Below are 24,391 nucleotides of genomic sequence, written 5' to 3'. Positions count from 1 at the left end.
GGACTACCCTGGAACGCATGGCTTCCGCGGACTCCCAGGACTTCGTCCACCTCCACTGTCACACCGACTACTCCCTGCTGGACGGGGCCGCGAAGATCGACAAACTGGTGGCCGAGACCGCACGTCAGGGCCAGAAGGCGATCGCCATCACGGACCACGGCTACGTGTTCGGCGCCTACGAGTTCTACCGCGAGGCCACCGCCGCGGGCATCAAGCCGATCATCGGCGTCGAGGCCTACGTGACCCCCGGCACCAGCCGACATGACCGCACCCGCGTGCAATGGGGCACCAAGCAGCAGCAGGAGGCCGGGGACGACGTCTCCGCCCGCGGTGCCTACACCCACCTCACCCTGCTCTCGCGCACCACCGAGGGCATGCACAACCTGTTCCGCCTGGCGTCGTCCGCGTCCCTGGACGGGCAGATGGGCAAGTGGCCCCGGATGGACCGGGAGATCCTCGCGAAGTACGGCAGCGGGCTGATCGCCTCCACGGGGTGCCCCTCCGGTGAGATCCAGACCCGCATCCGCCTGGGCCAGTGGGACGAGGCCATCAAGGCGGCAGGCGAGTACCAGGACATCTTCGGCAAGGAGAACTACTTCGTCGAGCTGATGGACCACGGGCTCACCCTCGAGCAGCGCGTGACCAAGGACCTCATCGCCCTGTCGAAGGAGATCGGTGCGCCGCTGCTGGCCACCAACGACCTCCACTACGTCACCGAGGCCGATGCGAAGATCCAGGACGCCCTGCTGTGCATCAACTCGGGCTCCACCTTCGACACCCCCGGCCGCTTCAAGTTCGACGGCTCCGGCTACTACCTGAAGTCCGCCCAGCAGATGCGCGAGCTGTTCCGGGAGATGCCGGAGGCCTGCGACAACACCCTGCGCGTGGCCGAGATGTGCGACGTGCAGTTCACCACCACCGGTGAGGGCGCCAACTTCATGCCGGTGTTCCCCACCCCGCCCGGGGAGGACGAGCACTCCTGGTTCGTCAAGGAGGTCCAGCGGGGACTGGAGTACCGCTACCCCGGTGGCATCCCCGACGAGGTCACGCGCCGCGCGAAGTACGAGGTCGAGGTGATCACCCAGATGGGGTTCCCCGGCTACTTCCTGGTCGTCTCCGACTTCATCAAGTGGGCCAAGGAGAACGGCATCCGCGTGGGTCCGGGCCGTGGCTCCGGTGCGGGATCCATGGTCGCCTACGCCATGCGCATCACCGATCTCGACCCCCTCGAGCACGGGCTGCTGTTCGAGCGGTTCCTCAACCCCGACCGCGTCTCCATGCCCGACTTCGACGTCGACTTCGACGACCGCCGCCGCGGCGAGGTCATCGAGTACGTGGAGCGCAAGTACGGCGACGACCGCGTCGCCCAGGTCATCACCTACGGCGTGATGAAGACCAAGAACTCCCTCAAGGACGCCGCTCGCGTGCTGGGCTACCCCTACGCGATGGGAGACCGGCTCTCCAAGGCGCTGCCGCCCACCGTGATGGGCAAGGACATCCCGCTGTCGGGCATCTTCGACCCCGAGCACAAGCGGTACGCGGAGGCCGGCGAGTTCCGCCGCCTCCACGACGAGGAGCCGGACGTCCAGAAGGTGTTCGACATCGCCAAGGGCGTCGAGGGCCTCACCCGAGGGTGGGGCGTGCATGCCTGCGCGGTGATCATGTCCAGCGAGCCGCTGATGGACATCATCCCGATGATGCGCCGCCCCTCCGACGGCCAGATCATCACCCAGTTCGACTACCCCACGTGCGAGACCCTGGGCCTGCTGAAGATGGACTTCCTGGGCCTGCGGAACCTCACCGTGATCTCCGATGCGCTGGTCAACATCGAGCGCAACGGCAAGACCCCGCCGGATCTGGAGACCCTGGGCTTCGAGGACCCGGCCACCTACGAGCTGATGCAGCGCGGTGACACGCTCGGGGTGTTCCAGCTGGACGGCTCCGGCATGCGCACCCTGCTGCGGCAGATGAAGCCCGACAAGTTCGGCGACATCACCGCCGTCTCGGCGCTGTACCGCCCCGGTCCGATGGGCATGGGCTCCCACACCAACTACGCGCTGCGCAAGAACGGCCTGCAGGAGATCACTCCGATCCACCCCGAGCTGGAGGAGCCGCTGGCGGAGATCCTGGGGGAGACCTACGGCGTGCTGGTCTACCAGGAGCAGGTGATGCAGACGGCGCAGAAGGTCGCCGGGTACAGCCTGGGACAGGCCGACATCCTGCGCCGCGCGATGGGCAAGAAGAAGAAGGCCGAGCTGGACAAGCAGTTCGTCTCCTTCGAGGCCGGCATGAAGGAGAAGGGCTACTCCAAGGGGGCGGTCGACGCCCTGTGGGAGACCTTGCTGCCCTTCGCCGACTACGCGTTCAACAAGTCCCACTCCGCCGCCTACGGCGTGGTCTCCTACTGGACCGCGTACCTCAAGGCGAACTACCCCACCGAGTACATGGCCGCGCTGCTCACCTCCACGCAGGAGAACCGCGACCGGCTGGGCCTGTACCTGGGTGACTGCCGACACCGTGGCATCACAGTGCTGCCACCGGACGTCAACGAGTCCGACATGTACTTCTCCGCCGTCGGCAGCGACATCCGCTTCGGGCTGTCCGCGATCCGCAACGTGGGCCACAACGTGGTGGAGGAGATCATCAAGGCGCGCAAGGAGAAGGGCGACTTCACCTCCTTCACCGACTTCCTGGACAAGGTCTCCCTGACGGTGTGCAACAAGCGCACCATCGAGTCCTTGATCAAGGGCGGGGCGTTCGACTCCCTGGGCGCCAACCGCCGCTCCCTGGTGCTGGTGCACGAGGACGCGGTCGACGCCGTGGTGGACGTCAAGCGCAAGGAGGCCCAGGGCCAGTACGACTTGTTCGCCGACATGTTCGCCGGCGGCGGGCAGGACGGCGCCTCCTCGGGCTCCGCGGCGACCATCACCATCCCGGAGCTGCCGGAGTGGGACCGCAAGGAGAAGCTCGCCTTCGAGCGGACCATGCTGGGCCTGTACGTCTCGGACCACCCGCTGTACGGGCTCGAGCACGTGATCGCACAGAACTCGAGCACCTCCATCAGCGCACTCGCCGACGACGGGGCCGTGGAGGACGGCGCCATGGTCACCATCGCTGGGCTGATCACCACACTGGCCCGCAAGACCACCAAGAAGGGCGACATGTGGGCGATCGCCACGGTGGAGGACCTCGAGGGCTCCATCGACTGCCTGCTGTTCCCCTCCACCTACCAGACCGTCGCCACGGAGCTCGCCGAGGACCTGGTGGTCTCCATGAAGGGCCGCGTGGACACCTCCAAGGGGATGCCCGAGCTGCGGGTGATGGAGATGACCATCCCGGACACCGGGGGAGGGCCCGACGGGCCGGTCGTGATTTCCCTGCCCTCGATGCGGGCCACCACCTCGGTCGCCGAGCAGCTGCGGGAGGTGCTCGAGGACAACCCCGGCTCCAGCGAGGTGCGCGTCAAGCTGCGCGAGCCCGGTCGGGCCACCCTGATGCAGCTGGACAAGCGGCTCTCGGTGACTCCCTCGGCCGCACTGTACGCGTCCCTGAAGGCGCTGCTGGGGCCGAGCTGTCTGCAGTGATGCGGGCCCGCAGCGATGAGCGGCGCAGGGCGATGAAGGGCGCAGAGCGATGAAGGGCCCGCCGCGATGACGGTGCTGCGCCTGGCCACCTACAACATCCGCCACGGGGCCGGTGCCGACGGCAGGCTCGACCTCGCGCGCACCGCAGCGACGATCGCGTCGCTGGGGGCCGATGCGGTCGGCCTGCAGGAGGTCGACGACGCCTACGGTGTCCGGTCCGGGTTCGAGGACCAGGCGTCCCGCCTCGCTGCGCGGCTGGGTGGGCAGGTGCGGTTCGGGGCGGTCATCGACCGCGACCCCGCCGAGCCGGGCGGCCGACGCCGACGGTACGGCCTGGCACTGCTGAGCCGCACCGAGATCATCGAGCACCACCTGCACCCGCTGCCCGCGGATCCCGACCGTCCCGGCCCCCGCGAGCCCCGCGGTCTGCTGGCGGCGCGGGTGGCGGGTGCCGAGTCGCTCCACCTGTTGCTCACCCACCTCGACAACCGCGACCGCCGGCACCGCGCGGCGCAGGTGCGGGGCATCCTCCAGCACGCCGAGGCGCTCGACGGGCCGGCCGCGCTGCTGGGCGACATGAACGCGGATCCGTCCGCACCCGAGCTCGCCCAGCTGGCCGCCGCCGGATGGCGGGATGCGGCATGGGAGGCGGCGGGCCGCAGCGCGCCCTCCCCGTGGCGCACGATCCTCACGGCCGCACTGCCGGCCGCACTGCCGGCCGCACTGCCCTGGACGCCCCGCACGGTCCGCGCCACCCACCCCGCGCGCCTGCCGCGGCGCCGGATCGACTCGATCTGGGTGCGCGGGGATCTCGAGGTGACGGGCCTGGAGGTGGCACGCTCGCGTGCCTCGGACCACCGTCCGGTGGTCGCGACCATCCGGGTGTGAGAGCCGCCGCACCGCTGCGCGCTGCTCCAGCAACTACGGTGGATCCATGAACGACGCCGCTGCTGAGACCCCCACCGACCATCGGATCGCCCCCGATCACACCGTCCCTGCGGACCTGTCCGCGGACGCCTTCCTGCCTGACGCCCTGCTGGAGACGCTGCGCGAGCGTGCCGTCACCCACGACCGGGAGAACACCTTCCCCGAGCAGGACCTCGCCGACCTCCGCGACCGCGGCTACCTGCGCCTGCTGGTGCCCACGGAGCTGGGCGGCCTCGGCGGGAGCCTGCTGCAGGCCTCCCGCATCCAGCGCCGGCTGGCGCAGGCCGCACCCGCCACGGCGCTGTCCATGAACATGCACCTGGTGGTCACGGGCGCGGCTCTGCACGCCCACCGACTGGGGGCCGACTCCGGGCGCGTGATCCTCGAGGACGCCGCCGACGACCGCCTGTTCGCCTTCGGCATCTCCGAGGCAGGCAACGAGGCGATGCTGTTCGACTCCTCGAGCAGTGCCGAGCCCCAGGACGACGGCGGCTACCGGGTGACCGGCACCAAGATCTTCACCTCCCTGGCCCCGGTGTGGGACCGTCTGGTGGTCCACGGCCGGGACACCGGCGCCGCCGAGGATGATCCGCGCCTGGTGTTCGGGTTGCTCGAGCGCACCGATGCCGTCGAGGTCAAGGACGACTGGGACACCCACGGCATGCGTGCCTCCCAGTCCCGCACCACCCGCCTGCACCAGGCGCCCGTGACCGCCGACCGGGTGATCACCACCACCGGGGTGGGCCCCAACCAGGATCCCTTCGTAATGGGCATCTTCGGTGCCTTCGAGCTGCTGATCGCCTCGGTGTACACCGGCATCGCCGAGCGGGCGATCCAGGTGGGCGCCCAGGTCGCCACCACCCGCAGGAGCGTCACCCGCGGCATCGTCCACGCGGACGACCCCGACATCCGCTGGCGCCTGGCCGATGCGGCCATCGGCGTGGACGGCGCCGTGCTGCAGATCGAGAAGGTGATGGCGGACCTCGACGCTCTGGGCACCGGGCAGAGCGGACCGGGCCTGACCGACCACGGACCACGCTGGTTCCTGCACTTCTCCGGCGTGAAGTCCCGTGCCAGCGAGACCGCGATCGCGGCCGTCGACCAGGTGCTGCGCGCCAGCGGCGGCTCCCACTACTTCCGCCGCAGCGAGCTGGAGCGCCTCTCGCGCGACGTGCGCGCAGGCATGTACCACCCCTCCGACGAGGAGTCGGTGCACGCCTCCTACGCGAAGGCGCTGCTGGGCGAGGTGGGGTCCGAGCGCTGAGCCGCCGCGCTGTACGTCTGCGCGGCGGGGCCGCTCAGCCGAACAGCACCTTGGCCTCCTCCCAGCGGGCGCGGGGAACGGACTTCAGGGAGTTGATCGCCTCGGTCAGGGGCACATCGACGATCTCCGTGCCGCGCAGCGCCACCATCCGGCCGAAGCCGTTGTTGTGGACCAGGTCCACGGCGGCGGTGCCCAGGCGGGTGGCGAGCACCCGGTCGTAGCCGGTGGGCTCTCCGCCGCGCTGGATGTGGCCCAGCACCGTGGCCCGCGACTCGATGCCCAGGCGCTCCTCGATCAGCGGTGCCAGCACCTCCGCCACACCGCCGAAGCGGGGGCGGCCGAACTCGTCCAGCTCGTAGTTCATGAAGCCTTCCGGGGCGTCCTTGGGCACGTAGCCCTCCGCCACCACCACCAGCGGGGCACGACCACGGTCCCAGGCCGATTTCACGTAGGCGCAGATCTCGTCGATCGTCAGCGGGAACTCGGGCAGGGCGATCACGTGGGCACCGGCCGCCATGCCGGAGTGCAGCGCGATCCAGCCCACCGAGCGGCCCATAACCTCGGCCACCATGCAGCGGTGGTGGGAGTCGCCGGTCATGCGCAGGCGGTCCAGGGACTCGGTGGCGATCTCCACGGCGGTGTTGAAGCCGAAGGTGTAGTCGGTGGCGTCCAGGTCGTTGTCCACCGTCTTGGGGACGCCCACCACCGGGATCCCCGCCTCGTACAGCCGGTTCGCGGTGAACAGGGTGCCGTCGCCACCGATGGCGATGATGCCGTCGATGTCGTTGTCGTCCATGTGCCGACGCACGATCGCAGCGCCGTCCTCCCCGTCGTGGAAGGGGTTGGAGCGGGAGGTCCCCAGGATCGTGCCACCGATGCGGCCGATGCCGCGCACCCGACGTCGGGGGAGGGTCATGTAGTCGTTGTCGATGACACCGCGCCAGCCGTCCCTGTATCCGATGAACTCGTCCTCGAACAGCTTGTCGCCCTTGATGACGACACCGCGGATGACCGCGTTCAGGCCCGGGCAGTCGCCCCCGGAGGTCAGGATCCCGATCTTCATGGGGTGCGCTCTCGCTTCCGTCTCGTCGACTGGTCACAGCCACTCTACGGTCGATCCGGAACGATGCCGAAGTTCGGACGTCCCGCGGCCAACGCGCGGTGACAGCCCGGTGAACAGCTCGGACATCTGCCGGGAACGCCAGCGGCGCGAGACCCTCGGAAGAGTCCCGCGCCGCTGGTCCCGATCGGTCCGTGGACCCTCAGGACCGGGAGGGGTCCTGAGCGTCCCGCTGCTCCTGCTCCTGCTCGGCCTGGGCACGCACGTCGCGACCGCCCTGGGACGCCCGGGCGAGGGTGTCCTGGAAGTCGACGCCGGTGGTGGACTTGACCATCTCCAGCACCTGGGCCAGGCCCACGGAGATGTTCTGCCCGATCTTGGCCTCGCCGTCGGTGGAGAACACCGAGAGGCTGTCGATGTTGGAGTACGGGGAGGCGAGCTCCCCCGCCACCTGCGGCAGCACCTCGAGCACCTGGGACAGCACGGCGGCGTCGTTGAACTGCTTGTACGCCTCGGCGCGGGCACGGGTGGCCTCTGCCTCCGCGGTGCCGCGGGCCAGGATCGCGGCGGCCTCGGCCTCGCCCTTGGCGCGCAGCGAGTCGGCCTCGGCCTGGCCCTCCAGGCGCACCGCCTCGGCATCCTTCGAGCGGCGCTGCAGCTCGACCTCGGCCTCGGCGCGACCGCGAGCCTCGATGGCGAACGCCTCCGCCTCCGAGGACACCTTGCGGGCCTCGGCGCGGTTGCGCTCGTCGGTGAGCTGGGCCTCCGACTCGGCCACGCGGGCGTACTTCTTGGAGTCCGCGTCCTGCTGCTCGGCGTAGCGCTTGGCCTCGGCCGGCTTGTGGACCTCCGCGATCAGCTGCTTCTCGCGCAGGTCGTTGTTGCGGATCGCGATCATCTCCTCCTGCTCGATGATCCGCTGCTGCTGTGCAGCGCGGGCCAGCGGGCCGGAGGCGTCCGCGACGGCCTGGCGGGCGTCGGTCTGCTCCTTGATCTCGGCCTGGCGCAGGTCGAAGGCCTGCTTCGACTCGGCCTCGGCCTGCAGGTTGAGGTTCTTGGCCTCGGTGGCCTCACGGCCGGCGTTGGACTCGGCGATCGCAGCGGTCTTGGCTACCAGGGCGGCCTCGGGACGGCCCCAGTCGCGCAGGTAGGAGCCGTCGTCCTCGATCGCGGAGATCTGGAAGGTGTCGATCACCAGGCCCTGGTTGTTCATCGAGTGCTCGGCCTCGGCCTGCACCTGGGCGGCGAAGGAGGCGCGGTCACGGATGATCTGCTCCACCGACAGGGTGCCCACCACGGCGCGCAGGGTGCCGGAGAGGATCTCCTGGGTGTAGTGGTCGATCTGCTTCTGCTGGTCCAGGAATCGCTGGGCGGCCTTGCGCACGTCGTTGACGTTGCCGCCCACCTTCACCTGCGCCACCCCGCGCAGGCGAAGGAAGATGCCGTTCATCGAGTAGCCCTCGACCTCCACCGGGATCTGCCGGGAGGACAGGCTCAGCACGAAGGCGCGGTCGAAGATGGGCCGCACGATCGCGCGCCCGCCGATGATCACCCGCGCACTGCCGGACTCCAGGTCGATGTCCCCGGTGGGGGAGGTCTTGGCGTTGCGGCCGGTGATGATCAGCGCCTCGTTCGGTGCCGCGATGCGGTAGCTGCGCAGCAGGATCCCCAGCAGGATCAGCACCGCGACGACGGCGATCGCGACCACGAGGAGTATCGGCATTAGTGTTTCCATCGGTTCCCCTCAGTCGGTTCAGGCATGCGGTGGTCATTGTCCCATCGCGCGGGCTGTGCTGCGGCCCGATCGGCTCACTTCATGCCGGTCGAGGCGATGCCCTGGACGATCTGGCGCTGGAAGAGCAAGAAGCAGATCAGCACCGGGACCATCGAGACCACGGCGATGGCCAGCACCAGGTTGAAGGGCACCACCTCCTGGCTGGCGAAGCGCTGCAGCGCCACCGGCAGGGTGCGGGTGCGCTCGTTGGTCACCACCAGCGGCCACAGGAAGTCGTTCCAGCGCCACAGCACCGAGAAGATCGCCAGCACCGCCAGGGCCGGCTTGCACAGCGGCAGCACGATGCGCCAGAAGATCCCGAACTCGCGTGCTCCGTCGATGCGGGCGGAGTCGATCAGCTCGTCGGGCAGCGTGAGCATGTACTGGCGCAGCAGGAACACACCGGTGGGGGTGGCGATGGCCGGCAGGATCACGCCCCACAGGGAGTTGGTCAGCCCCAGGCTCGCCGTCACCTGGTAGACGGGGATCAGGATCACCTGCAGGGGGATCATGATGGTGGCCAGGGTGACCAGGAACAGGACGTTCTTGCCGCGGAAGTTGTAGCGCGAGAGCGCATAGGCGGCCATCGAGTTGATGGCCAGGGTGAGCAGGGTGGCCACCACCACCACGATCACGCTGTTGGTGAGGTACCGCAGCACGTCGAAGCCGGTCAGCGCCGTCGAGTAGTTCTCCGGATGCCACGAACGGGGGATCAGCGTGGGCGGGCGCTGGGCCAGCTCCGACTGGTTCTTGAAGGAGCCCAGCACCGTCCACACCAGGGGGATCAGCACCAGCAGGGCCAGTGCCGTGAGGTTCACGGTGCGCACCACCGCGGCGGGGCGCACCTTCCGGTGGGAGGTGGAGGTCCAGGTGGAGGGCTTGGAGGAGTTGCTCGAGATGCTCATGGTCTGCTCACACCGCCTCTGCCCGTCGGCCCAGCCACCAGTTCAGCAGGGTGAAGGACATGACGATCAGGAACAGCACCACGGAGCCGGCTGCGGCCATGCCGTACTGCATCTGGGGCCCGAAGGCGTTGTCGTACACGTACTGCACCAGCAGGGTGGTGGCCCCCACCGGGCCGCCGCCGGTGAGGTTGTAGATGACGTCGAAGGCCTGGAAGCCGTGGATGGTGGACAGGATCAGCACCACCATCGTCGTCGGCGCCAGCAGCGGCAGGGTGATGGACCGGAACTGCTGCAGGTGGGAGGCGCCGTCCAGGCTCGCGGCCTCGTACAGGTTCGGGTCGATGGACTGCAGGCCCGCCAGCAGGATCATCGTGTAGAAGCCCACGTTGGTCCACAGGCTCACCGCGATCACGCTGATCATCGCCAGCGTCGGATCCACAAGCCAGGGAACCGCCGGGATGCCGATCGCTCCCAGGGCCTCGTTGACCAGACCCCCGTTGCGCTCCAGCAGCCATCGCCACACGATGCCCACCACCACCGGGCTCAGCAGCACCGGCAGGAAGAACACCGAGCGGAAGAAGGACTTCCCGAAGCCCTGAGCGTTCAGCAGCACCGCGAGCACCACCGCGATGCACACGCCCAGTCCCACGAAGGCGAGCACGAACACGATGGTGTTGAACAGCGCCTGGTAGAAGTCGGCGTCGGAGAAGATCCGCTCGAAGTTGCCGGTCCCGGCCCATTCGAAGGTGCGCCCGTTGCGCGAGGAGTACAGCGAGATGTTGAAGCCGCTGAGCGCCGGCCAGATGGTGAACAGGCCGAAGATGACCATGTTCGGCAGCAGGAACAGGTAGGGCGCCGCCCTGAGGGACCACGGCACCCGGCGGCGCCGCGGCGTCCTGGCGGGTGTCGCGGCCGCAGTCATCCGGCCTGCTCCACGACGGAGTCGATGCCGGCCTTGAGATCCTCCATGGCCTGGGCCAGCTCCTTGTTGCCGGCCACCACCTCGGCGAACTGCTTGATGAACTCCTGGGCGGCGGCGTCGAAGTTGGGGGAGTAGGCGGCGGCGAATGCCTCCTCCGGCGTCTCGCCCAGATCGTCGATGAACACGTTCATCTCCTCGTTGCGCACCGGGTACTCGACCCCGGACTCGGTGAGGTCGGCCCGGGTGGGCATGAAGGAGGAGGCCGTGATGAACGACTCCTGCGACTGCGTGGTGTTCATGAACTGCAGGAAGGTGGCGGCCAGCTGGTTCTCCGGTCCCTCGGAGAAGCCCACCATGAACTTGCCGCCGGGGAAGCCGCCCCCGGAGCTCAGGGAGGGGTTCGGCACCGTCGTCCAGCCGAACTCGGCATTGGCCTCGAACTGGGCGACCTGCCAGTTGCCCGAGAGGTACACCGGCACCTGCTGGGCGAGGAACACCTCGTTGGCACCCGCGTACTTGGTGCCGGAGTCCAGCCAGAAGTCCTTGGGGGAGGAGCCGTCGTTGATCATGTCCACCAACGGCTGCAGCGCGGTGGTGGCCGCGGCCGGGTTCAGGGAGCTCTCCTCCTCCTGCACCAGGTACGTGCCGCCCTGGGAGAGGATCGTGGACAGGCGATGGCCGGACTTGTCCATCGCGAAGGCGAACTCGGTGCCGGCCTTCTCCTGCACCTCCTTGGCGATGGTGACCATCTCCTCCCAGGTCCAGGACTCGGGGACCTCCACGCCGGCCTTCTCGAACAGGTCGGTGTTGACGAAGGGGCCGTTCTGGGTGAGGTCCGAGGCGATCGCCACGATCTTGCCGTCGGCATCGGTCATGCCCACACGCACGCCCTCGGAGAACTCCTCCAGGTACTCGGCGCCCAGGAAGTCGTCCAGCACCAGCAGGTCACCGGCGAAGGGGGCGGTGGCGGCCACGCGGGCGACGTCCGGGGCCTGCCCACCGGAGAGGCGGGCCTGCAGGGTGGTGGTGATGTCGCTGAAGGGAACGATCTCCAGCTCGACGGTGACGTCGTACTCCTTCTCGAACGCCGCGATCAGATCGCGGGTGGCCTGCTCGTCGGGCCCGTCGGTGAAGTACAGGTAGGAGAGCGTCTTGCCGGCCAGATCGGCCGGGTCCTGCTGCTCGACGGGGTCGCCCCCGCCCTCGTTCGTGGTGGAGCCGCCCGGATTGCACGCGGCCAGCGTGCCGGCAACGAGAGCGGCGGTGCCGCCCAGGGCGAAACCACGACGGGACAGTCGGGAGGTGGTGGCAGGCGTGCGGGACATCGCGGTCCTCCTTGACAGCGTTGCGGGGCCCCCTGCGGTGTGCCCGCAGGGGTGCGCCGTGATGCACGGCACAGGCCCATGGTGGGACCGAGGTCCCGGACCGCCACCCGGTTGCCGTCGGTTGCCGAGAGTCGGGCCGAACCGTGATCGGTCCTTCACCGGCCGTCCACCTGGAGGGTCGCTGCGCAGCCGACGGGAGGGGCTGGGGAGCCCCCCGCCGTCGGCTCGCCCGGTCAGCCCCGCGCGCGGTGCTCGCGGTAGTAGCGGATCAGCGCGGCGGTCGAGGAGTCCTCGGCCGCGATCGCCTCCTCGTCGCCGGCGACCGCGGGGGCCAGGCCCTTGGCCAGCTGCTTGCCCAGCTCCACCCCCCACTGGTCGAAGGAGTTGATGCCCCACACCACGCCCTGCACGAAGGTGATGTGCTCGTACAGCGCGATCAGCTGGCCCAGCACCGAGGGGCTCAGCTTCGGGGCCATGATCGAGGTGGTGGGCCGGTCGCCGGAGAACTCGCGGGCCGCGACCAGTGCTCCCTCGGTGCCCTCGGCGCGCACCTCCTCGGCGGTCTTGCCGAAGGCCAGGGCCTTGGTCTGGGCGAAGAAGTTCGCCAGGAACAGCTCGTGGACGTCCTGCTCTCCGTCGGCCAGCGGGTGGTCCGGGGTGGCGAAGGCGATGAAATCGGCGGGGACGAGCCGGGTGCCCTGGTGGATCAGCTGGTAGAAGGCGTGCTGCCCGTTGGTGCCGGGCTCGCCCCAGAACACCTCGCCGGTGTCGTAGGAGACCAGCGAGCCGTCCCAGCGCACCGACTTGCCGTTGGACTCCATCGTCAGCTGCTGCAGGTAGGCGGGGAAGCGGTGCAGGTACTGGGAGTAGGGCAGCACCGCGTGGGTCTCGGCGCCCTGGAAGTTCACGTTCCACACGTTGAGCATGCCCATCAGCACGGGCACGTTGTCCTCGAGCGGGGCGGTGCGGAAGTGCTCGTCCATGGCGTGGAAGCCGGCCAGCAGCTCCTCGAAGGCGTCCGGTCCCAGCACGGTCGCCAGCACGGTGCCGATCGCGGAGTCCACGCTGTAGCGGCCGCCCACCCAGTTCCAGAAGCCGAAGGCGTTGGCGGGGTCGATGCCGAACTCCTCCACCTTGTCCAGGGCGGTGGAGACGGCCACGAAGTGGCGGCGCACCGCCTCCGCCTCGCGACCCTCCTCCAGGCCCTGCGCACGCAGCCCGCCCAGCAGCCACTCCCGCACCAGTCGCGCGTTGGTGATGGTCTCCAGGGTGGTGAAGGTCTTGGAGGCCACGATCACCAGGGTGGTCTCGGGATCGAGGTCCGCGGTGGTGGCATGGGCGTCGGTGGGGTCGATGTTGGAGATGAAGCGAGCGGCAAGGCCCTCCTGGGCCAGCGGCTTCAGCGCCTCGTAGATCATCACCGGTCCCAGGTCACTGCCGCCGATGCCGATGTTGACCACGGTCTCGATGCGCTTGCCGGTCACGCCGGTCCACTCCCCGGAGCGCACCTGGTCCGCGAACTCGTACACCCGGCGCAGGGTCTCGTGCACGTCGGTGTCCACCTCCTGGCCGTCCACCTCCAGGGCGGGCTCGGTGCCCTCGGGCCGGCGCAGCGCCGTGTGCAGCACGGCACGGTCCTCGGTGGTGTTGATGTGCGCGCCGGCGAACATCGCATCGCGGCGCTGCTCCAGGCCCACTTCGCGCGCCAGGTCCAGCAGCAGGGCGAGGGTCTCGGCGGTGATGAGGTTCTTGGACAGGTCCACGTGCAGATCGGCCGCGGTGCGGGTGAAGCGCTCTGCGCGCTGCGGATCGGCCTCGAACCACTCGCGCAGCGAGGCGGTGAGGGACTGGTCATGGGCCTCGAGGGCCTCCCAGGCCGCGGTGGTGGTGGGATCGACGGGGGCGTCGGGGGCGGAGGGTGCATGGTTCGGTGTGGCAGTCATGGCCCCATTGTGGCGTGCAGGGCCTGACGAGGTCGACGCAGCGGTGCTGAGCACCGGGCCGGCAGCGCGGCGCCCCTGCGTGCAGGGGCAACCAAGAAACCTTCGCCGAGGACACCTGCCGACGGTAACAAGTTCATCACGAAGTGGTGCGGCGCACACTCGGTGGTCACCGGTACGACATTGTTCATCTCAGTTCTTCTGTACATCCAGCTCGTTGCCCTCGAAGGAGAAGCGATGAACATTCGCCGTCGCACCATGATCCAGTCCACGGCTCTGGCGGGAACCGCCACCGTGGCGCTCGCCGCGTGCGGCGGAGATGACGGCGGGGGCGGGGGTGCCGGGGGCGCCGGGGGCTCGGACGGCGGCGGCTCGGCCGACGCGGTGGTCACGGTCAACAACACCGAGCCGCAGAACCCGCTGGTCACCACCAACTCCAACGAGATGGGGGGGATCAGCATCCTGGTGAACCTCTACTCGGGGCTGTTCAGCTACGACGCCGAGGGTGCTGCGCAGGAGGAGATGGCGGAGTCCGTCGAGACGGAGGACAGCCAGCACTACACGATCACGCTCAAGGAGGGGTGGACCTTCACCAACGGCGACCCTGTCACGGCGCAGAGCTTCGTCGACGCCTGGAACCACGGTGCCAACGGCGCCAACGGTCAGGTCAGCTCCTACTTCTTCGAGTCCATCGAGGGGTACGCGGACGTCTCCGCCGAGGACGCGGACCCTTCGGCGACGATGAGCGGTCTCACCGTGGTGGACGACCTCACCTTCGAGGTCACGCTGGCGTCCCCGCAGTCCGACTTCCCCAACCGTCTGGGCTACATCGCCTACTCGCCCCTGCCGCAGGCCTACTTCGATGATCCGGAGGGCTTCGGCCAGGCCCCCATCGGCAACGGGCCGTACCGCCTGGTGGAGTGGAACCAGAACCAGAACGCGCTGCTTGAGGTCAACCCCGACTACAGCGGCCCGCGCAAGCCGGCCAACGGCGGCCTCGACTTCGTGGTCTACCAGGACCCCGAGACGGCCTACAACGACATGCTCTCCGGCAGTCTGGACGTGCTCGACAGCATCCCTCCCAGCGCCCGCTCCTCGTACCAGGACGAGCTCGGGGACCGCGCCGTCAGCAAGCCCGCGGCCACGATCACCTTCTTCGGGATCCACATGGAGGATCCCGACTACACGGGGGAGGCCGGCATGCTGCGCCGCCAGGCGATCTCCCGCGCGATCGACCGTCAGACGATCTGCGACACGATCTTCCACGGCACCACCTCGCCCTCCACCGACTTCATCTCACCGGCGGTGGCCGGGCACTCCGAGTCCATCCCCGGCAGCGAGGTACTGCAGTACGACGAGGCCGAGGCCAAGCGCCTGTGGGAGGAGGCAGAGGCGATCCAGCCCTTCCAGGGACCGTTCACGCTCTCCTACAACGCCGACGGCAGCCATCAGGAGTGGGTCGAGGCGATCTGCAACGGTCTGAAGAACGTGCTGGGGATCGAGGCCCAAGGCAACTCCTTCCCCGACTTCAAGTCGCTGCGCGAGGCGACCACCGGCCGCACCATCACGGGGGCGTTCCGCAGCAGCTGGGTCGCCGACTATCCCTCGATGTACAACTTCCTCGGCCCGCTGTACTCCAGTGCCGCGGCCGAGGGGCGGGGCTCGAACAACTGGGACTACATGAACCCCGAGTTCGACGAGATGCTGCAGGAGGGGCTCAGCGCGACCAGTGAGGAGGAGTCCCTGCGGATCGGCCAGCAGGCGCAGGAGCTGCTGCTGCGCGACCTGCCGGGGATCCCGCTGTGGTTCAACAGCGTCTCCGCCGGGTACTCCGAGACGGTCGACAACGTCGAGTTCAGCTGGGACTCGCAGCCGATCTACTACCAGATCACCAAGCAGGCGTGAGCGCCGGCAACGGGGGCTGACGCCAGACGGAATGCACGCTCTGACCGGGGACGGAGGTCCTCGGCAGCCCAACCGCAACACAACCGTTACCGGAGATGGCGCGCTATCGTTCCGGACGGGTGCAGACTGTTGCAAACCCCGGGCGGCGCCAAGAAGCGCCGCCCGGAGCAGGAAACGGATGCGGCACTGACGCCCATCACGCACAGCACTGAACCTCACAGGAGGCTTGCATGGCCATTTCGCGACGTTCGATGATCCTCGGCACCGCCGCGTCCGGCACCGCGGCCCTCACCCTCGCCGCGTGCGGCGGCGATGACGGCGGCAACGGTGGCGGCGGCAACGGCAGTGACAACGGGGGCGGCGGCGACACCGGCGCCATCGTCATGATCAACGGCACCGAGCCGCAGAACCCGCTGCACACCACCAACACCAACGAGGTGGGCGGCGGCAAGATCCTGCAGAACCTCTTCTCCGGCCTGGTCTACTACGACGCCGAGGGGACCCCGCAGAACGAGATGGCGGAGTCCATCGAGACCGAGGACAGCCAGAACTACACCATCACGATCGCCGACGGCTGGACCTTCACCAACGGCGACCCGGTCACGGCGCAGAACTTCGTGGACGCCTGGAACTACGGCGCCAACGGTGCGAACGGCCAGTACTCCTCGTACTTCTTCGAGTCGATCGACGGCTACGCCGACATCTCCGGGAAGGACGCCGATGCCTCCGCCACCCTCAGCGGTCTCGAGGTGGTCGATGACCGCACCTTCACCGTGAAGCTCTCCTCGCCCCAGTCGGACTTCCCGACCCGCCTGGGCTACACCGCCTACTCGCCCCTGCCCCAGGCCTTCTTCGATGACCCCGAGGCCTTCGGCGAGGAGCCGATCGGCAACGGCCCGTACAAGCTGGTGGCCTGGAACCACAACCAGAACGCCGAGCTCGAGGTGAACCCGGACTACAACGGTCCGCGCAAGCCCGAGAACGGCGGCCTGGACTTCGTCTTCTACCAGGACCAGGAGACCGCCTACAACGACCTGCTCTCCGGCGGCCTCGACGTCATCGACGCGATCCCGCCCAGCGCCCTGTCGAGCTTCGAGAGCGAGCTGGGGGAGCGGGCGGTCAACCAGCCCGCGGCGGGCAACGCGACCATCACCATCCACGTGGACGACCCCAACTTCTCCGGGGAGGCCGGGACGCTGCGCCGCAAGGCCATCTCCCGCGCCATCAACCGCCCGGAGATCTGCGAGGCGATCTACGGTGGCACCCGCACCGCCGCCACCGACTTCACCACCCCCGTGGTCAACGGCTACTCGGATTCCATCCCCGGCAACGAGGTGCTCGAGTTCGACGAGGCCGAGGCGAAGAAGCTGTGGGACGAGGCCGAGGCCATCCAGCCCTTCGAGGGCTCCTTCAGCCTCTCCTACAACGCCGACGGCGGGCACCAGGAGTGGGTGGACGCGGTCTGCAACTCGATCCGCAACGTGCTGGGCATCGAGGCCGCCGGCAACTCCTACCCGGACTTCAAGTCCCTGCGCGACGACGTCACCGCCCGCACCATCGAGGGCGCGTTCCGCACCGGCTGGCAGGCCGACTACCCCTCGATGTACAACTTCCTGGGCCCGCTCTACACCTCGGCCGCGGCCGACGGTCAGGGCTCCAACGACGCCGACTACAAGAACCCCGAGTTCGACGAGGCGCTGCTGGCGGGCCTGTCCGCCACGGACGAGGAGGAGTCGTACACCCTCGGCCAGAAGGCGCAGGAGATCCTGTTCCAGGACCTCCCGTCGATCCCGCTGTGGTTCAACAACGTCGCCGGCGGCTACGCCGAGACGGTGGAGAACGTCGTCTTCGGCTGGGACTCCCAGCCGATCTACCATCAGATCACCAAGCAGGCCTGATCACGCACGGGCGGGGGCACGGGCGCGCGGCCGACGGCTGCGCCCTGGGTCCCCGCCCCGTGCCGTGCCCGTCCCGTCCCCTACCCCCTTGGGAAGTGCAGTATGACCTGGTACGTGCTTCGTCGCGTGCTGCAGATGATCCCGGTCTTCTTCGGCGCCACGCTCCTCGTGTACTTCATGGTGTTCTTCATGCCCGGCGATCCGATCGCCGCTCTGGGAGGCGACAAGCCGCTCCCGGAGGCTGCGCAGGCCCGTCTGCGCGAGGAGTTCAACCTCGACAAGCCGTTCCTGGTGCAGTACTTCCTGTACCTGGCGAACATCTTCCAGGGTGACCTGGGATCCACCTTCCGCGGCCAGTCGATCAGCAAGCAGCTGGCCGACGCGTTCCCCATCACCATCCGCCTGGCGATCATCGCCATCGTCTTCGAGGCCGTGCTCGGCATCGCCGCCGGCGTGATCTCCGGCCTGCGCAAGGGCACCTGGATCGACACCACCTTCCTGATGCTCTCGCTGCTGGTGATCGCGGTTCCCACCTTCGTGCTGGGCTTCGTGGCGCAGTTCGTGCTGGGCGTCCAACTGCGGGTGATGCCGGTCAACGTCGGCCGCGACCCCAGCTGGGAGAACCTCCTGGTTCCCGGGATGGTGCTGGGCGCGGTGTCCTTCGCCTACGTGCTGCGTCTGACCCGCACCCAGGTCGCGGAGGTCGCCGCGCAGGACCACGTGCGCACCGCCACCGCCAAGGGCCTCCCGCGCCACCGCGTGGTCTCCGCCCACGTGCTGCGCAACTCCCTGATCCCGGTGATCACGTACATCGGCATCGATCTGGGCATGCTGATGGGCGGCGCCATCGTCACCGAGTCCATCTTCAACATCCCCGGCATCGGCTTCCACCTGTGGGACGCCATCAGAGCCGGCGAGAACACGAAGGTCGTCACGATCGTGACCCTGCTGGTGACGGTGTTCGTCATCGCGAACCTGATCGTCGACATCCTGTACGCCCTTCTCGACCCGAGGATCCGCTATGTCTCGAAGTCCTGACACCCTCCCCGGGCAGCACCACTACGTCGCGCCCTCGAACGAGGTGCCGCTGCGCGCGGTCGACGCCGTCGACACCGAGGCCGAGCCTCGTTCGCTGTGGGGCGAGGCCTGGCACTCGCTCATCCGCAACCCCATCTTCATCATCGCCGGCATCATGATCGCGTTCATCCTGCTGGTGGCCCTGCTGCCCGGGCTGTTCACCGACAACGACCCGAAGTTCTGCGAGCTGCGCAACAGCTACGGCGGCCCGCAGGCCGGGCATCCGTTCGGCTTCGACCAGCAGGGCTGCGACGTGTACGCCCGGGTCATCCACGGTGCCCGCGCCTCCGTCAGCGTCGGAGTCCTCACCACCATCGGGGTGGTGCTGCTGGGCGGCGCCATCGGCGCGATCGCCGGCTACTTCGGCGGCTGGTTCGATTCGATCCTCTCCCGCGTCACCGACATCTTCTTCGCGATCCCGCTGGTGCTGGGCGCCATCGTGGTCATGCAGCTGTTCCGCGAGCACGCCGGGGTGGTGCTGCTGGTGTCGGTGATGGTGGTGTTCGGGTGGACCTCGATCGCGCGCATCGCCCGCTCGAGCGTGATGAGCGTGAAGAACGCCGAGTTCGTCACCGCCGCCACCGCTCTGGGCGCCGGCCGCACCACCAACCTGGTCAAGCACATCCTGCCCAATGCGGTCGCCCCGGTGATCGTGACCGCCACCGTGAACCTCGGGGTCTACATCGTGGTGGAGGCCACCTTGTCGTTCCTGGGTGTGGGCCTGCCCGACTCCACCGTCTCCTGGGGGGTGGACATCTCCAAGGCCCAGTCCGCCCTGCGCGACCGCCCCACGCTGCTGTTCTACCCGGCCGGTGCGCTGGCCATCACCGTGCTCAGCTTCATCATGATGGGTGATGCGGTGCGCGACGTCCTCGACCCGAAGGCGAAGAAGCGATGACACAGACCGGCAGGATCTCCTTCCGGGAGGACCCGAACCCCGAGCTCCGCGACGGCGAGCTCCGCGACGGCCAGGCCTCCAGCAGCGGACATGACCACGCATCGACCCCGCTGCTGGACATCCAGGACCTCGACGTCACCTTCACCACCTCCGCGGGACCCGTGCCCGCGGTGCGCGGTGCCAACCTCACCGTCTACCCGGGGCAGACGGTCGCCATCGTGGGCGAGTCGGGCTCGGGCAAGTCCACCACCGCCATGGCGATCTCCCAGCTGCTGCCGCGCAACGGCGCCATCACCGGGGGTCGGATCGAATTCCAGGGCACCGACATCGCCGCGGCCGACCGCAAGCAGATCCTCGCCCTGCGCGGCAGTGAGATCGGCCTGGTTCCCCAGGACCCGATGAGCAACCTCAACCCCCTGTGGCGGGTGGGATTCCAGATCAAGGAGGCCCTGGTCGCCAACGGCATCGCCAAGGGGAAGGAGGCGGACCGTCGCGTCGTCGAGCTGCTCGCCGAGGCAGGGCTGCCCGACCCCGAGCGCCGCGCCAACCAGTTCCCCCACGAGTTCTCCGGAGGCATGCGCCAGCGGGCGCTGATCGCCATGGGGCTCGCGGCGCGCCCCTCCCTGCTGATCGCCGACGAGCCCACCAGCGCGCTCGACGTCACCGTGCAGCGGCAGATCCTGGACCACCTGGACCACCTCACCGACAGCCTCGACGTGGCCGTGCTGCTGATCACCCACGACCTGGGCCTGGCCGCCGAGCGCGCCCAGCATCTGGTGGTGATGTACCGCGGTCACGTGGTGGAGTCCGGTCCCGCCCTGCAGCTGCTGCAGGACCCGCAGCACGCGTACACCCAGCGCCTGATCGCCGCGGCCCCCTCCCTGTCCAGCCGGCGCCTGGTCTCCCAGCGTGAGCGCGCCCGCACCCGCCAGGACGCCGAGAAGGCGGCCCGGGCCCGTGACCCCCTGCCTGGACGGCACGACGACGGCGACGACGTGATCGTGGCGGAGAACCTCACGCGCGTGTTCTCGATCCGCGGTCGCGCACCGTGGGAGAAGCCCACCCCGTTCACCGCGGTCGACGACGTCTCCTTCCGGCTGCGTCGCGGCACCACCACCGCGATCGTCGGCGAGTCCGGCTCCGGCAAGTCGACCGTCGCGCAGATGGTGCTGAAGCTCCTGGAGCCCACCTCCGGCCAGGTGCGGTTCGACGGGCGCGATCTGGCGCAGATGTCCTCCAAGGAGCTGTTCGAGCTGCGGCGCCGCGTCCAGCCCATCTTCCAGAACCCCTACGGCACCATCGATCCCACGTACTCGATCTTCCGCACCGTGGAGGAGCCGCTGCGCCTGCACGGCATCGGGACCCGGCGCGAACGGGTGGCCCGGGTGCGGGACCTGCTGGACAAGGTGGCGCTGCCCACCGGGGTGATGGACCGCTACCCCAATGAACTCTCCGGCGGTCAGCGGCAGCGTGTGGCCATCGCCCGCGCGCTGGCCCTGGAGCCGGAGGTGGTGGTGTGCGACGAGGCCGTGTCCGCCCTCGACGTGCTGGTGCAGGCCCAGGTGCTCGAACTGCTCAACGATCTGCAGAGCGAACTGGGGCTGTCCTACATCTTCATCACGCACGACCTCGCGGTGGTGCGCCAGATCGCCGATGACGTGCTGGTGATGGAGCAGGGCCGGGTCGTCGAGCACGCGCCCACCGAGCAGGTGTTCACCGACCCGCAGCAGGAGTACACCCGACGTCTGCTGGACGCCATTCCCGGCCGCAGCATCGAGCTGGCGGGCTCGCGGATCCTCGGCGACCTCGAGGAGGCGCAAGCCCCCACCACCGACAGCATGGTCAGCGAGGACGAGCAGGAGCAGGCCGTCCGCGGCCCCATCGCGTCGGAGGGCGAGGACCCGTACACCACCGGCGGCGTGGTCTGACCCGGCGCATCGCCGACGTGTCCTCCACGACGATCGCGCGCCGTCGGGCCTGAGCACTTGTAGAATCGCCACGGCCCGGGGCGCGCCAGTTGCTGCACCCCACCTTGCGACTCGAAACGAGCACTCACCCGTATGACACTTCGCCACCGCACCGACCTGCGCAACGTCGCGATCGTCGCCCACGTCGACCACGGCAAGACGACCCTGGTCGACGCCATGCTCACCCAGGGCGGCGCCTTCAGCGACCACGACAAGCACGACGAGCGGGCGATGGACTCCGGTGAGCTGGAGCGCGAGAAGGGCATCACGATCCTCGCCAAGAACACGGCGATCCGCTACACCGGCCCCTCGGCCGCGGAGGCCGGCGAGCCCGGCGGCATCACCATCAACGTGATCGACACCCCCGGCCACGCCGACTTCGGCGGCGAGGTGGAGCGCGGCCTGTCCATGGTGGACGGCGTGGTGCTGCTGGTGGACGCCTCCGAGGGCCCCCTGCCGCAGACCCGCTTCGTGCTGCGCAAGGCCCTGGCCGCCAAGCTTCCCGTGATCCTGGTGGTCAACAAGGTCGACCGGCCCGACGCCCGCATCGACGAGGTCGTGGGCGAGACCACCGACCTGCTGCTGGGTCTGGCCTCCGATGTCGCCGAGGAGGTCGAGGACCTCGACCTCGACTCGGTGCTGGACATGCCGGTGGTGTACGCCTCCGGCAAGGCCGGCCGGGCCTCGCTGACCAAGCCGGTCGACGGGACCCTCCCGGAGGAGACCACGGTGGAGGCGCTGTTCGCCACCATCCTGGAGTCGATCCCCGCTCCCACCTATGACGACGAGGTGCCGCTGCAGGCCCACGTCACCAACCTCGACGCCTCCCCGTTCCTGGGCCGCCTGGCCCTGCTGCGCATCAAGAGCGGTGAGCTGGCCAAGGGCCAGCAGGTGGCGTGGTGCCAGTCCGATGGTGAGATCCGCACCGTCAAGGTCACCGAGCTGCTGGAGACCAAGGGACTCACCCGCGAGCCGATGACCCGCACTGCCCGCCCCGGCGACATCGTGGCCGTGGCAGGCATCCCGCAGATCATGATCGGCGAGACCCTCGCCGATCCGAACGATCCCCGCCCCCTGCCGCTGATCGAGATCGACGAGCCGGCGATCTCCATGACGATCGGCATCAACACCTCCCCGCTCGCCGGCAAGAACGCCAAGGGCCACAAGCTCACCGCCCGTCAGGTGAAGGACCGCCTGGCCTCCGAGCTGGTGGGCAACGTGTCCCTGCGGGTGCTGCCCACCGAGCGACCGGACGCCTGGGAGGTGCAGGGCCGCGGCGAGCTGGCCCTGGCGATCCTGGTGGAGCAGATGCGGCGCGAGGGCTTCGAGCTCACCGTGGGCAAGCCCACCGTGCTGACCCGCCAGATCGACGGTGTGGTCCAGGAGCCCGTGGAGCGGATGACCATCGACGTGCCCGAGGAGTACCTGGGCACCGTCACCCAGCTGATGGCCGCCCGCAAGGGCCGCATGGAGACCATGAGCAACCACGGCTCCGGCTGGGTGCGCATGGAGTTCACCGTCCCCTCCCGCGGCCTGATCGGCTTCCGCACCCGCTTCCTCACCGAGACCCGCGGCAACGGCATCGCCTCCTCCTACGCGGACGGCTTCGCCCCGTGGATGGGCACCATCGAGTTCCGCAGCACCGGCTCCCTGGTGGCCGACCGCGCCGGTGCCGTCACCCCGTACGCGATGATCAACCTGCAGGAGCGCGGCTCCTTCTTCGTGGAGCCCACCAGCGAGGTCTACGAGGGCCAGGTGGTGGGGGAGAACTCCCGCAGCGAGGACATGGACGTCAACATCACCAAGGAGAAGAAGCTGACGAACATGCGCGCCGCCTCGGCGGACTCCTTCGAGAACCTGGTGCCGCCGCGCAGGCTCACCCTGGAGGAGTCCCTCGAGTTCGCCGCCGAGGACGAGTGCGTCGAGGTCACGCCGCAGATCGTGCGCATCCGCAAGGTGATCCTGGATGCGGGTGAGCGCGCCCGGGCCCGCTCCCGTGCCAAGGCCGGCGCCTGAGGGACCGGACCGAGAGCGCCCCGTGACGCAGCAGCCCCCGCCGATCGACACCCAGTCCCTGGCCGCCCGCTTCTCCCAGGTGGCACTGGCGATCGTTCTCACGATCCTGTCGGTGGTGCTGCTGGTGACCACGCACCGGCTGCGGCTGGACATCGGTGGCCTCGAGCTGCCCGCCGGACTGCTGTTCGGCACGGTGTTCCAGGCGACGACCTGCGTGTTCCTCTACGCGGCCACCGGCTCGCGACTGCCGCTGGCGGTGGTGGGCTCGCTGTGGGGACTGCTGGCGATGCCCTTCCTGGGCCGTGGCGTGGGCGGCGGCGTGCTGTTCCCCGCCGCGATCGGCGACCAGATCCAGTACTCCGGCTGGATCGTGCAGGGGATCGGCGTACTGCTGCCGTTCGTGATGATCGGCGTCATCACCCTGGTGCGTCGTCGAGGGCGAGCGCCGCGGGCCTGACCCCTCAGCCCTCCGGCTGGACGACGGGCTGTCGGCGCGGCGGGGGAGGGGGCACCTCCTTGGAGGCGACCACCAGGGTGCGGGGCACCGTGACGCGGCCACGCCTGGTCATCACGTCGACCGCCTTCTGATCGACCTCCAGGATCGTGCCCAGGGCGTCGGTCATCGATTCGCCGTGCGGCGAGGAGGTGCGGTCGATCGCGTAGCGCAGCACCACTCGGCGTCCGGGCTCCAGGAACGGGGCCCATCCCGGGCGGCGGCGGTGGCCGTCGTTCATCATCACGTATGCCTCCGACATCCTCTCGACTCGATCGATCCGTCCGTTTCCAGGCTGGCAGGTTACTGCCGGGAAGGGTGCGGTGACCACCGCGCGCGAGGGTCTGGGGATGTTCGGCCCGTCACGCCGCAGCCGCCGCGCCGGGCGCCGGTTCCCCGTACCGCGCCGCACAGTGCGATGATGGGACGGTCCCCG

At 69.0% G+C, this 24,391-nt stretch carries 17 protein-coding genes; 10 read left to right on the top strand and 7 right to left on the bottom strand.

Annotated elements, in window-relative coordinates:
• Positions 1-17: 17 nt before the first annotated feature.
• The 3 genes from dnaE to M3B01_RS02435 all read left to right on the top strand — a co-directional run bounded on the left by dnaE (position 18) and on the right by M3B01_RS02435 (position 5,775).
• On the top strand, positions 18-3,584 hold the full coding sequence (gene dnaE / locus M3B01_RS02445; RefSeq protein WP_259789238.1) for a DNA polymerase III subunit alpha: 3,567 nt from the start codon (positions 18-20) through the stop codon (positions 3,582-3,584).
• A 66-nt stretch (positions 3,585-3,650) separates the two neighbouring features.
• Positions 3,651-4,472 (top strand): endonuclease/exonuclease/phosphatase family protein, encoded by an 822-nt coding sequence (locus M3B01_RS02440; protein ID WP_259789237.1) that lies wholly within the window; start codon positions 3,651-3,653, stop codon positions 4,470-4,472.
• A 46-nt stretch (positions 4,473-4,518) separates the two neighbouring features.
• Positions 4,519-5,775, top strand: a complete 1,257-nt coding sequence (locus M3B01_RS02435) for an acyl-CoA dehydrogenase family protein (RefSeq protein WP_259789236.1) — start codon at positions 4,519-4,521, stop codon at positions 5,773-5,775.
• A gap of 34 nt (positions 5,776-5,809) precedes the next feature.
• Here the strand turns inward: M3B01_RS02435 and M3B01_RS02430 are convergent, their stop codons facing one another.
• The 6 genes from M3B01_RS02430 to pgi all read right to left on the bottom strand — a co-directional run bounded on the left by M3B01_RS02430 (position 5,810) and on the right by pgi (position 13,704).
• Complete coding sequence (locus tag M3B01_RS02430) at positions 5,810-6,838, bottom strand: ATP-dependent 6-phosphofructokinase (RefSeq protein ID WP_193866134.1); 1,029 nt, start codon at positions 6,836-6,838, stop codon at positions 5,810-5,812.
• A gap of 199 nt (positions 6,839-7,037) precedes the next feature.
• A complete protein-coding gene (locus M3B01_RS02425; protein ID WP_396123324.1) occupies positions 7,038-8,558 on the bottom strand; it encodes a flotillin family protein in 1,521 nt (506 codons plus the stop codon).
• Between the two features lie 86 nt (positions 8,559-8,644).
• Positions 8,645-9,514 (bottom strand): carbohydrate ABC transporter permease, encoded by an 870-nt coding sequence (locus M3B01_RS02420; protein ID WP_259789235.1) that lies wholly within the window; start codon positions 9,512-9,514, stop codon positions 8,645-8,647.
• Positions 9,515-9,521: 7 nt separating this feature from the next.
• Complete coding sequence (locus M3B01_RS02415; protein ID WP_259789234.1) at positions 9,522-10,436, bottom strand: carbohydrate ABC transporter permease; 915 nt, start codon at positions 10,434-10,436, stop codon at positions 9,522-9,524.
• Positions 10,433-11,761, bottom strand: a complete 1,329-nt coding sequence (locus M3B01_RS02410; RefSeq protein ID WP_259789233.1) for an ABC transporter substrate-binding protein — start codon at positions 11,759-11,761, stop codon at positions 10,433-10,435. The genes M3B01_RS02415 and M3B01_RS02410 overlap by 4 nt, the downstream gene beginning before the upstream one ends.
• Positions 11,762-11,994: 233 nt before the next feature.
• Entirely contained in the window at positions 11,995-13,704 is a 1,710-nt protein-coding gene (gene pgi / locus M3B01_RS02405; protein WP_259789232.1) for a glucose-6-phosphate isomerase, read from the bottom strand.
• A 234-nt stretch (positions 13,705-13,938) separates the two neighbouring features.
• Between pgi and M3B01_RS02400 the strand changes: the two genes are divergently transcribed.
• The 7 genes from M3B01_RS02400 (at position 13,939) to M3B01_RS02370 (ending at position 23,919) form a co-directional block, all read left to right on the top strand.
• The gene (locus M3B01_RS02400) at positions 13,939-15,606 is read left to right on the top strand and encodes an ABC transporter substrate-binding protein (protein WP_259789231.1); all 1,668 of its coding nucleotides are present in this window, start codon (positions 13,939-13,941) and stop codon (positions 15,604-15,606) included.
• A 230-nt stretch (positions 15,607-15,836) separates the two neighbouring features.
• Positions 15,837-17,504, top strand: a complete 1,668-nt coding sequence (locus M3B01_RS02395; protein ID WP_259789230.1) for an ABC transporter substrate-binding protein — start codon at positions 15,837-15,839, stop codon at positions 17,502-17,504.
• Positions 17,505-17,606: 102 nt separating this feature from the next.
• Positions 17,607-18,542, top strand: a complete 936-nt coding sequence (locus M3B01_RS02390) for an ABC transporter permease (RefSeq protein ID WP_259789229.1) — start codon at positions 17,607-17,609, stop codon at positions 18,540-18,542.
• Positions 18,526-19,479, top strand: a complete 954-nt coding sequence (locus M3B01_RS02385) for an ABC transporter permease (RefSeq protein WP_193866142.1) — start codon at positions 18,526-18,528, stop codon at positions 19,477-19,479. The genes M3B01_RS02390 and M3B01_RS02385 overlap by 17 nt, the downstream gene beginning before the upstream one ends.
• Positions 19,476-21,407: an ABC transporter ATP-binding protein gene (locus tag M3B01_RS02380; RefSeq protein WP_228019512.1), complete on the top strand. Its 1,932-nt coding sequence runs from the start codon at positions 19,476-19,478 to the stop codon at positions 21,405-21,407. Before M3B01_RS02385 ends, M3B01_RS02380 begins: the two co-directional genes overlap by 4 nt.
• 132 nt (positions 21,408-21,539) lie before the next feature.
• Positions 21,540-23,462, top strand: a complete 1,923-nt coding sequence (gene typA / locus M3B01_RS02375; protein ID WP_259789228.1) for a translational GTPase TypA — start codon at positions 21,540-21,542, stop codon at positions 23,460-23,462.
• 22 nt (positions 23,463-23,484) lie between these two features.
• Positions 23,485-23,919, top strand: coding sequence for a hypothetical protein (locus tag M3B01_RS02370; RefSeq protein ID WP_259789227.1), 435 nt, complete (start codon positions 23,485-23,487; stop codon positions 23,917-23,919).
• A gap of 4 nt (positions 23,920-23,923) precedes the next feature.
• Here M3B01_RS02370 and M3B01_RS02365 read toward each other — a convergent pair whose 3' ends face one another.
• On the bottom strand, positions 23,924-24,217 hold the full coding sequence (locus M3B01_RS02365; protein ID WP_259789226.1) for an acetyltransferase: 294 nt from the start codon (positions 24,215-24,217) through the stop codon (positions 23,924-23,926).
• Positions 24,218-24,391 lie beyond the last annotated feature (174 nt).

The organism is Brachybacterium sp. p3-SID957, from assembly GCF_025144775.1.
GTDB classification, from domain to species: domain Bacteria; phylum Actinomycetota; class Actinomycetes; order Actinomycetales; family Dermabacteraceae; genus Brachybacterium; species Brachybacterium epidermidis.
This window is presented reverse-complemented; position numbering and strand designations above follow the sequence as displayed.